The 12,658-nt window shown below is 64.4% G+C and carries 14 protein-coding genes and 1 tRNA gene; 7 read left to right on the top strand and 8 right to left on the bottom strand.

Annotation, left to right across the window (positions count from 1 at the left end; genetic code table 11):
- Positions 1 to 248 precede the first annotated feature (248 nt).
- The gene (locus BLQ73_RS24175; protein WP_093173677.1) at positions 249 to 1,547 is read left to right on the top strand and encodes an MFS transporter; all 1,299 of its coding nucleotides are present in this window, start codon (positions 249 to 251) and stop codon (positions 1,545 to 1,547) included.
- 81 nt (positions 1,548 to 1,628) lie between these two features.
- Here BLQ73_RS24175 and BLQ73_RS24170 read toward each other — a convergent pair whose 3' ends face one another.
- Positions 1,629 to 2,132: a PspC domain-containing protein gene (locus tag BLQ73_RS24170; RefSeq protein ID WP_093173675.1), complete on the bottom strand. Its 504-nt coding sequence runs from the start codon at positions 2,130 to 2,132 to the stop codon at positions 1,629 to 1,631.
- 133 nt (positions 2,133 to 2,265) lie between these two features.
- Between BLQ73_RS24170 and BLQ73_RS24165 the strand changes: the two genes are divergently transcribed.
- The 3 genes from BLQ73_RS24165 (at position 2,266) to BLQ73_RS24155 (ending at position 4,228) form a co-directional block, all read left to right on the top strand.
- A complete protein-coding gene (locus tag BLQ73_RS24165) occupies positions 2,266 to 3,423 on the top strand; it encodes an acyl-CoA dehydrogenase family protein (RefSeq protein WP_093173673.1) in 1,158 nt (385 codons plus the stop codon).
- Between the two features lie 368 nt (positions 3,424 to 3,791).
- Positions 3,792 to 3,983 (top strand): DUF418 domain-containing protein, encoded by a 192-nt coding sequence (locus BLQ73_RS24160; protein WP_093173671.1) that lies wholly within the window; start codon positions 3,792 to 3,794, stop codon positions 3,981 to 3,983.
- A gap of 169 nt (positions 3,984 to 4,152) precedes the next feature.
- Positions 4,153 to 4,228 (top strand) — tRNA-Lys (locus tag BLQ73_RS24155).
- A gap of 132 nt (positions 4,229 to 4,360) precedes the next feature.
- Here the strand turns inward: BLQ73_RS24155 and BLQ73_RS24150 are convergent.
- From BLQ73_RS24150 to BLQ73_RS24135, 4 genes are all read right to left on the bottom strand, one after another.
- The gene (locus BLQ73_RS24150; RefSeq protein WP_143020411.1) at positions 4,361 to 4,561 is read right to left on the bottom strand and encodes a hypothetical protein; all 201 of its coding nucleotides are present in this window, start codon (positions 4,559 to 4,561) and stop codon (positions 4,361 to 4,363) included.
- 34 nt (positions 4,562 to 4,595) lie between these two features.
- Positions 4,596 to 4,763, bottom strand: a complete 168-nt coding sequence (locus BLQ73_RS32730; protein WP_176955643.1) for a hypothetical protein — start codon at positions 4,761 to 4,763, stop codon at positions 4,596 to 4,598.
- Positions 4,764 to 5,028: 265 nt separating this feature from the next.
- Complete coding sequence (locus BLQ73_RS24140; protein WP_093173665.1) at positions 5,029 to 5,292, bottom strand: hypothetical protein; 264 nt, start codon at positions 5,290 to 5,292, stop codon at positions 5,029 to 5,031.
- The gene (locus tag BLQ73_RS24135; protein WP_093173663.1) at positions 5,285 to 5,638 is read right to left on the bottom strand and encodes a hypothetical protein; all 354 of its coding nucleotides are present in this window, start codon (positions 5,636 to 5,638) and stop codon (positions 5,285 to 5,287) included. The genes BLQ73_RS24140 and BLQ73_RS24135 overlap by 8 nt, the downstream gene beginning before the upstream one ends.
- Before the next feature lie 274 nt (positions 5,639 to 5,912).
- Here BLQ73_RS24135 and BLQ73_RS24130 point away from each other — a divergent pair, with 274 nt between their 5' ends.
- Together BLQ73_RS24130 and BLQ73_RS24125 are read left to right on the top strand one after the other, a co-directional pair.
- The gene (locus BLQ73_RS24130) at positions 5,913 to 6,491 is read left to right on the top strand and encodes an RNA polymerase sigma factor (RefSeq protein WP_093173661.1); all 579 of its coding nucleotides are present in this window, start codon (positions 5,913 to 5,915) and stop codon (positions 6,489 to 6,491) included.
- Positions 6,488 to 7,441, top strand: a complete 954-nt coding sequence (locus tag BLQ73_RS24125) for a CU044_5270 family protein (protein WP_093173659.1) — start codon at positions 6,488 to 6,490, stop codon at positions 7,439 to 7,441. Before BLQ73_RS24130 ends, BLQ73_RS24125 begins: the two co-directional genes overlap by 4 nt.
- A 354-nt stretch (positions 7,442 to 7,795) precedes the next feature.
- Here the strand turns inward: BLQ73_RS24125 and BLQ73_RS24120 are convergent, their stop codons facing one another.
- Positions 7,796 to 8,479, bottom strand: a complete 684-nt coding sequence (locus tag BLQ73_RS24120; protein WP_093173657.1) for a hypothetical protein — start codon at positions 8,477 to 8,479, stop codon at positions 7,796 to 7,798.
- 236 nt (positions 8,480 to 8,715) lie between these two features.
- Positions 8,716 to 8,874, bottom strand: coding sequence for a hypothetical protein (locus BLQ73_RS32725; protein ID WP_176955641.1), 159 nt, complete (start codon positions 8,872 to 8,874; stop codon positions 8,716 to 8,718).
- 823 nt (positions 8,875 to 9,697) lie between these two features.
- On the opposite strand from BLQ73_RS32725, the gene BLQ73_RS31665 reads away from it, so the two are divergent.
- Positions 9,698 to 11,143, top strand: a complete 1,446-nt coding sequence (locus BLQ73_RS31665; protein ID WP_143020410.1) for an NsdA family TPR-like regulatory protein — start codon at positions 9,698 to 9,700, stop codon at positions 11,141 to 11,143.
- Here BLQ73_RS31665 and BLQ73_RS24110 read toward each other — a convergent pair.
- Positions 11,130 to 11,951: an alpha/beta hydrolase gene (locus BLQ73_RS24110; protein WP_093173653.1), complete on the bottom strand. Its 822-nt coding sequence runs from the start codon at positions 11,949 to 11,951 to the stop codon at positions 11,130 to 11,132. The two genes, BLQ73_RS31665 and BLQ73_RS24110, sit on opposite strands and share 14 nt — an antisense overlap.
- Positions 11,952 to 12,658 lie beyond the last annotated feature (707 nt).

Genomic DNA, 12,658 nt, shown 5'->3' with positions numbered 1-12,658 from the left:
CATCCCACGCCACGGTGATCAACTTTTAGTCTCTACGTCCACTTCGGTCACTATGAGAATTTCCCGCTAAACATGGAGTAACCTCTTTTGGCGCTGTGATGCCCCACTTTTCCCGACGTATCATGATCAGCGATCACAGTTTGCAGGAGCTTGGCGGCATCGGGTTGCGCGGTGAGCCGCCAGCGGGCACCGTAGGTTACATACCGAACACTCTTAGTCAGGTTCGCCTGCAAGGTCAGCGGAGTCCTATGGCGGCCACAAAGCCCGGCAGACTTCCCGGGAGGCACCGCCGTCTGCCCGAGAGTCAAGCCACCTATAGCGAAGTCATCGCCAACGGTGAGTTCCGAGCCCTCTGGTTCGGCCAGTGCCTGTCCCTACTCGGCGACCAGCTCGCGCAGGTCGCCTTGGCCGTGCTCGTCTACGGCCGCACCCAGTCCCCCCTGGCCACCGCGGCGGTCTATGCCCTGACCTACCTTCCGCCGATCATGGGCGGGCCCCTGCTCGCGGGGCTCGCCGACCGCTACCCGAGGCGCCGGGTCATGCTCGTCTGCGACGTGATCCGGGCCCTGCTCGTGGCGGTCATGGCCATCCCGGGGGTGCCCTTCTGGGCACTGTGCGTCCTGGTCTTCTGCGTGGTGCTGCTCAGCGCGCCCTTCTCGGCCGCGCGGGCCGCGCTGCTGCCGGAGATCTTGAGTGGTGACCGCTATGTCGCGGGCTCCGCCCTCCAGAACATGACCAACCAGGCCGTCCAGATGCTGGGCTTCGCCGTAGGGGGCGCGGTCATCGCGGGCCTCGGGCCGTACCGCGCGCTGGCACTGGACTCCGCCACGTTCATCGCCTCCGCACTGATCATCGTCGCCGGCGTACGGCGCCGCGCCACGCCGGCGCCTCCCGGCAAGAGCCCCGGCATGTGGGCGACGGCTCGGGCGGGCGCGCGGCTGGTCTTCGGCGACAGGCGGTTGCGCACGCTGGTGATGTTCGCGTGGCTGTGCGGCTTTTACGTGCTCCCGGAGGGCATCGCCGCGCCGTACGCCGCCACCTTGACCGGCAGCGGCCTTCCCGTGGCGGTGATCACTGGTCTGCTCATGGCCGCGATGCCCACCGGCACGGTGATCGGTGCGTTCTTGTTCGCGCGGTTCGTCTCGCCGTCGGGACGTTTACGTGCGATGGGGTGGATGGCCATGCTCACGTGCGCCCCTTTGATCGCGTGCGCCGTACGGCCACCGCTGGTCATCGTGCTCTTCCTCTGGATCCTGTCCGGCATCGGGGGCGCCTACCAGCTCGCCGCCAATGCCGCTTTCGTGCAGTGCGTCCCCCCGGAACGGCGGGGCCAGGCGTTCGGCCTCGTCCATTCCGGCCTGCTCGCGGTCCAGGGCGTCGGCATCCTGATCGGCGGCGCGGCCGCGCAGAAGCTCGGACCCGAGGCCGTGGTGGCCCTGGCCGGCATCGCCGGCCTGCTGTCGGCGACGCTGCTCGCGCTCCTGTGGACCGAGTCCCGCGACGGGATCATCGCCAAGGTCCGGGCGGAGGCGTCCACCTCGTCCTAACCCGCCCCGCTCTGTCCTGTCGTGTCCTACCCCCGCCTCCCCTCAGGCGGTCGTCGGCCCTTCGGGGCCCGGCTCCGCCTCTCAGAAGGCGCGGGGGTTCGAGGAGTCGGCAGCCCCGGCGTCCGGCCCCTGTGCGGGCACCTGGGGCTGCTGGGGCGTCCGGGACGGCTGCGCCGCGCCGTACGCTCCCGGGGTGGACATGGAGTCGGTACGCACGTCGCCGTAAGCGCCGGTAGGCCGGAACTGGTCTGCGCTGTCATAGCGCGGGGGTTCCGTCCCCCAGGCGGGGGAATCGCCGGCCTTGTTCTGCTGCCAGGGTGCGGCGCCGTTCTTGTGCCTGTCGACCAGGTCCTGGAGGATCGAGGCGCGCTGGGTCTCGTCGGGTAGGAGCAGCCAGCCGACGACGTAGGCGCCCACGCCGAGGCCTCCGAAGAGGGTCGCCGCCGCCATCGCGAAACGCACGATGTTCGCATCGACACCGAGGAACCTGCCGATACCCGAGCACACGCCCGCGATGATGCGTCCATCCTGGCTACGGCTCAGCTTCTTCACACCATGGCCACCTTGAAGGTTGATGTCGCTCATATGGCCAGATTGCCGTCATAGGACTCATGAGTACATCGGGATTTCCCCTGGCCCAACCCTGGGGGCACCCCGCCATTCGACCAGGAATACCCTGACAGAGGCCAATGGCGGCTGGAGGAGAGGAAACACCCCCATGGACGACCTGCTACGTATCGACGACCAGCTGTCTGACGAGCAGCGCCTGATCCGCGACACCGTCAAAGAGTTCGTTGCCGACCGCATCCTCCCCGACGTGGCCGACTGGTTTGAAGAAGCGACATTCCCCGTCAAAGAGCTCGCCCCGGCCCTCGGCGAACTCGGCGTCCTCGGCATGCACCTCGAAGGGTACGGCTGCGCCGGGCTCGACGCCGTCTCATACGGCGTGGCCTGCCGCGAGCTCGAAGCCGGCGACTCCGGCCTGCGCTCCTTCGTCTCCGTGCAGGGATCGCTCGCCATGTTCCCCATTTGGAAGTACGGAACCGACGAGCAGAAAGAGGAATGGCTCCCCCGCATGGCCGCCGGCGACGCCATCGGCTGCTTCGGCCTCACCGAACCCGACCACGGCTCCGACCCCGGAGGCATGCGGACCCACGCCAAACGCGACCCCTCAGGCGACTGGATCCTCAACGGCTCGAAAATGTGGATCACCAACGGCTCCATCGCCGACGTCGCCGTCGTATGGGCCCAGACCGACGAGGGCGTCCGCGGCTTCGTCGTGCCGACTGACACGCCCGGCTTCACCGCGCCGGAGATCCACCGCAAAATGTCGCTGAGGGCCTCCGTCACGTCCTCGCTCTATTTCGACGACGTCAGACTGCCGGCTTCCGCCGTACTTCCCGGCGTGAAAGGCCTCAAGGGCCCGCTGTCCTGCCTTTCCGAGGCCCGTTTCGGCATCCTGTGGGGCGTCGTCGGCGCCGCCCGGGCATGCCTGGAGTCGGCGGTCGACTATTCCACCTCGCGCACGCAGTTTGGCAAACCGATCGGAGCGTTCCAGCTTACCCAGGAGAAGCTCGCCTGGATGGCCGTCGGCCTCGGCCAGTCCCACCTCACCGCCCTCCACCTCGGCCAGCTCAAAGACGCCGGCACGATCACGCCGCGGCAGATCAGCTTCGGCAAACTCGCCAACGTCCGGGCCGCACTCGACATCGCCCGCCAAGCCCGCAGCATCCTCGGCGGCAACGGAATCACCCTCGAATACCCCGTCATCCGCCACATGAACAACCTGGAATCAGTCCTCACCTACGAGGGCACCCAGGAAATCCACACCCTTGTCCTCGGCGAGGCCCTCACCGGGCTCGCCGCCTACCGCTGATCGGTGGAAGAGCAAGGTCCCCGTGCGAGCGCACGGGGACCTTCCCTTGACGCCCTTTCACGCTCGACTCTTTGCGCTCGGCCCCTTCGCGCTCGGCCTTTTTGCGCTCGACCTTTTTGCGCTGGGCGACCCCGTACGGCGTGCGCCCGAAGAGGTCGGACTCTGCGGCACCTCAGCGACAGCCGCGGTGCCGCACACCCCCACCGGCCCCGGCCGGGGCTGTGCCGTGCCGACATAAGTAGCAAGCCGTCAATACGCCCCGCTGCTCTCCCGCGCCCAATGGCACCCTCAACCTCGGCCAATGAACCGACGTCCTCCCCAAACACGCTGTCACCGGCACCGCCATCATCGCCTCGCCCCTCCTCGCCATGGGCTACGCCGCCACAATCCTCCGCCTCGCCCACCGGCTCACCTGGCTCGCCCTCGCCGCGGCCATCTACCTCATCCAGCTCCGCCTCAGCCTCTGGCGGACCGCCAACCACCGCTACGGCCCCATCGAATGGCTCCTCCGCAAAGCCACTTACGGCCCCCGCCACCGCCCCACCCCGACCACCCAGTAGCCCAGGCCACCCATTCACACACGAAAGCCCGGGAGACCAACCCCATCGCCTCCCGGGCCCAACAAGCCACCCCGAATCCCGTCCCGCCCACCGGTCACAGTACGTTATCGTGATCAGGCGGATCTCCGGTGCGTAGCACTCGGTAACCGCTGTACCCTGCGTATAGCAAGGGCCGTTAGCTCAATTGGCAGAGCTGTGGACTTTTAATCCATAGGTTCCGGGTTCGAGTCCCGGGCGGCCTACCACCCACACCCTACATGACCTGCGAAAACACGTACCCGGGGTCCTTGAAGGGCCCAGGTCTCGCCAAGTTGTTGCTCACTGGCTGCTCGCGGGCACAAACCGGGCACACGGCAAGATTTCTTAGTCGCCGTTCTTCAGGTCAGACCTCTGGGAACGCCCTCGGAAGTGGTCACCTTGACCACAGCACACTGATGCATCCGCGACACCGAACGGCTCAGCGTCCCCAAGGTCTCCTGATCCGGCAGACCGACCTGCGCAGCCGCTGACAGTTCGGCGTCGGTCATAAGCCGAATGACCAAGCCGTTCTCCAGGTCGACCTGAGGGTGCAGCGCCATGTCGAAGCCGGATAGTGGCACTACCTTGCATCTATCAAACATTCTCCGCGAGGAGACCCGTTTCCATCCGCTCGTATGCCTCATCAAAGACAGTACGGTCGAAGACGCAGCTACGGGTTGCCTCCACCAGCGGCATCAGCAAGTCCACGATCAGGACTTGCTGCAAGTCCCGCCTTGAAGCCGAAAAGTCGAACCCGATCAACGTGTCGACTCTGCTGCTCAACTCCGGGTGGCTAGCCGGCACTGTGCGAAAAGGCCGCATCTGAGGCAGCCGTTCCCACCAGTGCGGGCTGGACAGCGCCACCAGGTGTTGCCGTCGCCGACGTCGAACCACCAGTGTGTCTCTTGGCTACTCCGCAACCCGCCGTCCTGACCGACGTACTCAGCGAATACCCGCGCCTGCGCGGCAGCGGCCAAGCGGGAGATCCTGCACGCACAACTCCGACTCAACCGACGTCCAGGTTGCCTCAATCCAGCCAGGTGACGCGAACGATCAGCACCAAGCGCAGATGGTCGGCGACGATGAAGTGCAGAAAGCCCCGCCCCCCGAAGAGATCAAGCGTTCGCAGCCCTCCCCCGTGTAGCGGCCCCCGGCCCGCGTTAGCTGCGTCCCTTCCAAGAATCACGAGCTGTTCAGCCAGCCGCTCAACCTCCGTGACGACCACGACCGGGGGTCCCGAAACGACATGCCTTTCGTCTGGATCGTACTCCCAGGCCCAGATGTCACTCACCGGCGGCTTCACGACGCGCGAGAGCGGTGAGCTCCCTGATCTCGGCCAAGACCACCCTCAACGCGTCTCGGTCGGTGACAGCGGCCACCTGCTTCTCCAGCTCTCGCAGGCGTGCGGCTCTGGCGGGATGGCGGTGGATCGCCACGAACTCGCCCCATTGCTCCAAGAACCCCTGTAGGGGCGCCACGGTGCTCTGCCGCGCGGCCTGCTCTGTCGTCTGATCGAGATGGTCAACGAACTGGCCTAGATAGGCCGGTGCGATCTGAGCCACCGCGACTCGCAAAGCAGCCGTTGTCAGCGGCGGGCGAGGGATCAGCGCCTCGCCATCGCGATGCGAGGTGGACACGGGTTCAACAGTACCGTCGGCATCCAGCACCTTCTAGACGGCCGACCGAGGGATGACACGGTGGACACTCCCGCCGTCACCGATTCCCGATGATCCATCTCGTGTCACGGCCTGCCGGGACTGCTCCCGTAGCGGGGGCCGTGGGGAGGCGGCGGATCTTGGCGTGCGCTCTTGGCCTTCACCCCGAGCCTGCCGGGCGGTCGGCGTCGTCCCGTGAACTTGTTTCCCGACTCGTGTGAAAGACGGGCGACACCACTTGGGAAGGCCCGACAACATGCCGCTCAGTACGACCCTGTCTGACGCCGTCCTGATCGAACGGTCGTGGCGAGATCCCGAGGATTTCGCCTTGCTGTTCGACAGGCACGCAGGACACATCCACCGTTATGTGGCCCGCCGGCTTGGCGATGACACGGCCGACGACGTCGTCTTCGAGACGTTCCTCGCCGCGTTCAGGCTGCGCCGCGACTACGACACCGCCCGTCCGGAGGCCCTCCCCTGGTTGTACGGCATCACGACCAATTTCATCCGCCGGTATCAGCGCGCCGAGATGCACCGCTACAAGGCGTACTCGAAAGTGGGCGTGCTTCCCGAAGCCGACGACGCCGCGGAACAAGCTCTTGAGCGGGCGAGTGCGCATGCCGTACGCCGCCCTCTCGCCCAGGCGCTCGCCTCGCTGAAGGCCCGCGACCGCGATGTCCTCTTACTCGTGGCCTGGGCCGACCTCACCTACGAGGAGGTCGCAGGCGCCCTGTCGATCCCGATCGGAACAGTCCGTTCCCGCCTCAACCGCGCGCGGGCCGTCGTCCGCGACGCCCTCGGCAGTACCGACCCCACGATGGAGCAGACCTCATGAACGACCTGACCGACCTGACCGAACTCCGCGACTTGTTCGCCGACAAGCCGCACCCCACGGCGGATCGCCTCGCCCCCGCCCGTGCCGCCCTCCTAGCCGAAGCTCGCATGAAGCAGCGGCCTCGGGGCCGGGCGGTCGGCCTGTGGCGTCTGATGCTGGCAGGCGGCCTGGTCGCGGCGACGACCGCAGGAGTGATCGCCGTCCAGACGGTCAACTTCTCCGCGCCGGTGAGCGCCGCCGAGGTCCTGAGGCTGGCGGCCGAGGCCGCGACCACCACCCCGTGGCCGGAACCCCGCGACGACCAGTACCTCCACTATGAGCGGATCGCGGAGACGCGTAGCGAGAAGGGGGTTCCCAACGTCGGTCCGCGCCACATAACGGGCGAGGTCTGGGAGTCCGTCGACGGCTCCCGCCCGGAACTCCTCTGGCACAAGCCGTCGAAGTCCCGCCCCCAGGACCGCGAATACAAGGAGCTCCTGACCCGGTGTCCCGGCCCAGGCCCCACCGGCGTCCGTAGCGGTCCCTCCTACGCCGACCTCCGCGGGTGGCCGACCGACCAGGAGCAGCTCCGGCACAAGCTGGCCGAACGCGGTAACGAGATGTACCCCGGCAAGGACGCCGCAACTCGGACTTGGTACGGCGTCCGCGACGTTCTCGGCAGCCCGGTCCCGCCCAAGCAGCAGGCGGCCATCTTCAAGATCGCTGCGGCCCTGCCGGGTATCGAGATGGAAGAGCTCAAGGACGCCACCGGCAAATCGGGCGTTGCTGTGACCCGGGTGGACAACCAGGGCCGCGAATCCCTCATCTTCGACAAGACCTCCTACGTGTTCTTGGGCGGTCAGGAACTCGTGCCGGGGCAAGGGCGTGAACTCTGGTCCGTGACCCGCCTGCAGATCACCGATGTACTCCCGGCCTGGTCCAAGTCACTGAAGCCGGAAAACTGCGTCTGAGCCTGCGCTCAGCGGACGAAAGGCGGGCCTTACCGGCCCGCCTGCCTGCCATGATCGGCTGTGATCGCTATTCGAGCGTGGTGAGGTGTATGTCGACGAGCACCCGGGAAGTCACCCGCTGCTGCGGCGAACCGACCCGGCTCGGCAAGCGGTAGCCGGAGTGAGCCGGCCAACCGATTGATGCGCGCGAGCGGCGAGAAAGCGGAGTGGAGGGTCAAACCCAGGCAAGCGGCGAGGTGCCGCCCGGGTTCTCCGCACCCAGATGTGTCGTGCTCACATCAAGGCACTGCAAACGCTACCCACGCCCGCTCCGCTCCGCCACCCGAACAACGAGAACCACAACAGCACCCTGATTCAACCCGCGACCACGACCGCGGCAGCCGGCGACGACGACCTCTCGAACTCCAGCAGCGAAATCCCGCTCTCCAACGTCCACATCGCCCTGGTGCGCAACCCCAGCGGATGCAGCAGCCCCTCATAGCGCGAAGGCATCCACCACCGCTCCTCCGGCGGCGGAGGCTGCCCATCGAAATCGTGCTCCTCCCCCGGCCCCAGCTCATCCAGCACCGTATCCAGTACCACCAACCGCCCACCCAGCGGAACAGCCGCACCCACCGCCCCGACGATCCCCACCGTGTCCGGCTCCGGCAACCGCTTGGGCAGCTCCGCCACCAGATAGAACGGCGCCACCGGCACCACCAGCCGCTCCCCGGCCGACACGACATCGCACCGCTGCGCCACCCCCTCCAGCTCCAACTGCCGCTCGATCACGTCCCGGCTCCCGTCGAAGTCCAGAACGACCCCCGCGCAGTCCCCATGCATCGCCAGCAGCGCGGCGAACACCGCGTTCCGCCGCCCCCCAACCCCCACCAGGACCGCCCCGTACGGCAGAGACCCGGTCGACGCCACCGCCCCGGCCAGATCCCAACTCCACCCCGACCAGAAATCATGCAGCGCGTCACCCGTCCGGTACGGCCCACTGCGGCCCCCAGCAGCACGCAACCGCACGTCCGGTACAGAAACCCGCGGAATGTACATAGGACAACGATTCCTTTCGATCGATGGACTGACAGACAGGGCCAGCCGTACGGGACACCTTGTGGCCCCGGCCTTTGTACTTGCGCGGCGGGGCGTCAGCGGTAAAGGAGGGCAACAGCCGTCCGTTGCCGACTACGCGCCCCGAACACCGGGAAACGGGAAGGCCCGCCTACGCTCTCGGAACTCGCCTGACGCCGTTCCCTGACACGCGAGAAGCAGCGGCGCATCCACCGCGCTCAGTGGAGCAACTTCTCCAAACAGCATCCGCACCCTCCACCCCGGCGCGGCTGGAAGAGCCGCCAGTACAGCAGGTGGACCAGGATCAGCGGCCACAGTGCCCCCACGGCCAGGAACATCAGAGCCGCCAGCACCGACATCGGAGGACCCGCGCTCACCACCAAGAACACTCGCTCCAGCGAATGCGACCGCTCCTGGCAACAATCACACCCCGAATCCCCGCCCCTATCCGCGAGGCGCTTCAACTGCCTGAACATAACCCAACCGGCCACGGCGGTCCCCACGGCATAAACCAGCCAGACCAAGTCACTCGCAGACACTTCCACAGTTCAGGGCGCTTTCACTCGGCCGACGGCAAGCATCGGAGCAGGAAACAGAGGCGAGCAGGGGGCGGGACCTTCCCAAGGTTCCGCCCCTGGGTCCATATGGCCGCCGCGACTTGCGTCCATGAGGAGCGCGCAACTTATCGAACTGGACAGCTACCCCTGCGAGCGCATCCGGCGGAACATCGCCAGATCCCTCCGACGGCCTTCCTCAGCACGCCGAGCCTTATCGGCTGCGACCTCTACCCTCCAACACATGAACCGAGGACGCGGAGCAGCCCGGTCAGAACGAGCATCTTCTCCTACCCACTCATGTGTGGACCGCTGCGTCTGGGCTTCCTTCGAGGGTCCTTCACCGTTCCTCATGGCCCTATTCCTTTCGGGGGAGATAACTAACAGCAGAGGGCGCCCAGTGCGGCATCCCACTCAAGAGCACCACCTGTCTCCAGCATGCCGAAGGCGTTCCACCGAAAAGACTTCCGCACTAGTTAACAGCTTTATACGGCTCTGACCTGCGTATACTCCGCTGACGGGATGAAGAGGTTAACAATGTCAGCGACAACTGGTTAACCATTCCTGATCACTCGGATATCGGGTTACGATCGGATCGATCAGCTACCACCCCAACATCGGGCGAAGGCAAACGATGCAGAAGAGCATGAAACGACGCGAAGCTGCACAGCGTGCGGACGAGCTTCGGCGTAGGGGGTTCACATGGGAGCAGATCGCCGGCGTCTTCCACGTAGATGAGCCAGGCATAGGGCCGCGTGTCGCTTTTCGCAAAGCCCACGGGCTGAGCCATCAGGACGTAGCCGATCGTTGGAATACCCTCACCACGGGTGAGCCCACCATGGTCAAATCAAGGATCTATCAGTTCGAACGTTGGCCGAGCCCCGAGAGTGGGCGCCGTCCAAGCGCGGCTGCGCTGGATATGCTTGCCCGCATCTACAAGACGACTGGGAGACGGCTCCTAACCGACACAGAGTATGGCCTCTACTCTGATTCAGCCCGTGGAGAGATCAACCTGATCGACCACCGCAGCCTGGACTCCAACCAGCCGTCACAGCGGCCCAGTTCCCAAATTTCGATGCATGCAAGCTCGACACATCACCTGACTGAAACAATCGAAGAACGCAACGGAACAAACGATCAGATCGATCAACGGCGCCTCGCCGAGGCCGTGAGCGAGCCTCGCTACTTCGACAGCTCAGCCGTTGCGCTTATCCATCGACAACTCGACCGCTGTAAATCTGCGGATGGCCGCCTGGGAGCTGTGCAGGCCCTTCCCTCAACCTTGTCGGTCCTTGAAGTGATCCAAACTCATGCCAGAGACCTCAGGAAAGAGGAGACAAGGCGAAGGCTGCTTGTAGCTGGAGCAGACGGCGCAGAGTTCGCTGCCTGGCTCTACCGCGACCTCCAGGATTCCAACGCTGCTCAATACTGGCTGGACAGGGCTACCGAGTTCGCACAGGAAGCCGGAAACCTACCGATGCAGGGCTATGTACTGCTCAAGAAATCCCAGATGGCATACGAGGAACGAGATGCCGTGCGGACTCTTGCCTTTGCTCAAGCGGCGCGGTACGGACCTTGGCAGCTTCCACCGAAAGTCCTCGTTGAGGTGCTCCAGCAAGAAGCACGGGGTCACGCCATGCTCGGTGAGTCATTCACCGTTATCGAGAGAACTCTTGACCAAGCTCGAAGCATACTCAACTCCACCGTCGATAACGGGGAACCCAAACTCGGCTCTTATTACGACGAGAATACGTTCCTGCTTCGCACGGCGAGCTGCTTTATCGAGGCCGGAAAACCATATCAGGCCGCCGACCTTTTCAACAAGGTATTGGAAAGCGGCACGCTCTCCTGGCGCGATGAAGCATATTTTCGCGCCCGCCGAGCAGTTGCGCTCGCGCTGAGCGGCGAACCCGATGATGCTGCCCAAGAAGGTGTGGCCGCCCTGTACATCGCGACAGCCATCAAGTCCGAGCGCACTGCGCGTGAACTACGACGCGCGGTCAAAGCGCTGGCGCCATGGGAGTCGCGACCCGCCCCCCGCGACCTGCGCACAGCGATGAAATTGCACGTCAAGCGACCTAGCGCCGATTGATCCAATCAACAATATTCTCGATCACAAACTTTTGCCATTCCTGCGTCTGAGGATCTCTGTACGCGGGATCTTTGTCGATAGCAAAGCCATGCTGGGCGCCGTCGATCGTTATCAACCGCGATTCCGATCTGAGACGCCTAGCCGCCTCCAGCGATCCATCGACGGACACGAAGGTGTCTCTTGTTCCATGGACGATCAACGTCGGCGCTTCAATTTCCTCGATTACCTCGCAGGGGCGAATCCAGAAGACCTCATTGAGTATTGCTCTACCATGTTTCACAGTCGAGGAGTGATGGATATGACCCTGACTCCGCAGTAGCTCAGCCGCCGGCACTGCCAGCCGATCGTTCTGCCAGTGTGATTTCTGATCGATATAGCGATTCTTGTAGTCCAACTGCGGATTCAAGAGCACCAACCGCTCCAGTTCACCAGGACGTTTAGCTGCATAATACGCCACCAGACCACCACCGAAACTTGCCCCGAGTAGATGCAGTGCGCTCACCTCGAGTTCCCGACGGGCGTACTCTATTGCAGCACGAATGTCGTTGAGATGTGCAGATAGTGTCGCCTCTTCCATAAGTCCTTGACTAGCACCATGGCCTCGCAAGTCATAGCGCAGACTGGCGATACCGGCACTGCACAGAGCTTCTGCAATGCGCGTAAAGAACCCGCCCTCCTCACGGGTTACGCCACCTCCATGCACAAGGACCACGATTTCGCTGGGCAAGCCAGAAGGAACAACCAAGGCCCCAGAGAGGAAGAGTCCATCGAGGGTAGAAATGGCAATTTCTTGGCTTTCTGCACTCACACCTAAATCTCCTCACTTAAAATCTTTGCCGTCGGCGATAACACCTCGAATAGATGTCGGCACAGCAGCCACATGGACTAGGTGCCTGTGAGAGATAGAAGGTAGACCCGCGACGCACTGCGGAAGTCTCGCGACTGGGCAACGAAGAATCCCTGCTCAGCAACTCCCTGTTCCCGCATTTACCTTTTACAACGGCTTCGCATTCCTCTCACCTAGACAGAAGGTCGAGATTATCCAGCCTAGGAGCGCGCCCTCATCAGTATGACATGCAGAGTTGAGTCGATATAAGTGTCTACAGCACGGTTCCCCTACGGTGTCGTGTCGAACTACACACCCCTCTCCCCGGCTGAGACCTTCGACCTAATGGTCGGGCCGCGAAGGGCCGACGCTGAGCGATTGTGTGCAAGGCTCGCTCCTCGATGCGGGAATTGCGATACTCACCCGCCGTAAAGGGCCCGTGCTGCCTGCTCTGCCCACCGGGCAAGCTGGTTGCCGCAGTCGTTGCGATGTTCACCGGTCGCAAAGAGCCGGTGCTGGTGCGGCTGGGTCCCACCCTCCCGGCAGGCGACCTGGTTTCGATGCTCACCGGCCGCGAAGGGCCGGTGCAGGTAGGTGGATCACCCCGGGTTGGTTGGAGGCTCCTGAACCTGGAAGGGTGAGGAGCTATGGCACCACCGAGGAAGTACAGCTCTGAACTGCGTGAACGT

Source organism: Sinosporangium album, assembly GCF_900100605.1.
GTDB classification, from domain to species: Bacteria; Actinomycetota; Actinomycetes; order Streptosporangiales; family Streptosporangiaceae; genus Sinosporangium; species Sinosporangium album.
Note: the sequence above shows the minus strand (reverse complement) of the source record. Positions and strands in the feature narration are given on the sequence as shown.

Bases quoted from the DNA above. Each gene is read 5' to 3' on its own strand.
- BLQ73_RS31665 (WP_143020410.1), top strand. From the start codon at position 9,698: ATGAAACGACGCGAAGCTGCACAGCGTGCGGACGAGCTTCGGCGTAGG.
- BLQ73_RS24120 (WP_093173657.1), bottom strand. From the start codon at position 8,479: ATGTACATTCCGCGGGTTTCTGTACCGGACGTGCGGTTGCGTGCTGCT.
- BLQ73_RS24165 (WP_093173673.1), top strand. From the start codon at position 2,266: ATGGACGACCTGCTACGTATCGACGACCAGCTGTCTGACGAGCAGCGC.
- BLQ73_RS24175 (WP_093173677.1), top strand. From the start codon at position 249: ATGGCGGCCACAAAGCCCGGCAGACTTCCCGGGAGGCACCGCCGTCTG.
- BLQ73_RS24170 (WP_093173675.1), bottom strand. From the start codon at position 2,132: ATGAGCGACATCAACCTTCAAGGTGGCCATGGTGTGAAGAAGCTGAGC.
- BLQ73_RS24160 (WP_093173671.1), top strand. From the start codon at position 3,792: ATGGGCTACGCCGCCACAATCCTCCGCCTCGCCCACCGGCTCACCTGG.
- BLQ73_RS24125 (WP_093173659.1), top strand. From the start codon at position 6,488: ATGAACGACCTGACCGACCTGACCGAACTCCGCGACTTGTTCGCCGAC.
- BLQ73_RS24130 (WP_093173661.1), top strand. From the start codon at position 5,913: ATGCCGCTCAGTACGACCCTGTCTGACGCCGTCCTGATCGAACGGTCG.
- BLQ73_RS24150 (WP_143020411.1), bottom strand. From the start codon at position 4,561: ATGGCGCTGCACCCTCAGGTCGACCTGGAGAACGGCTTGGTCATTCGG.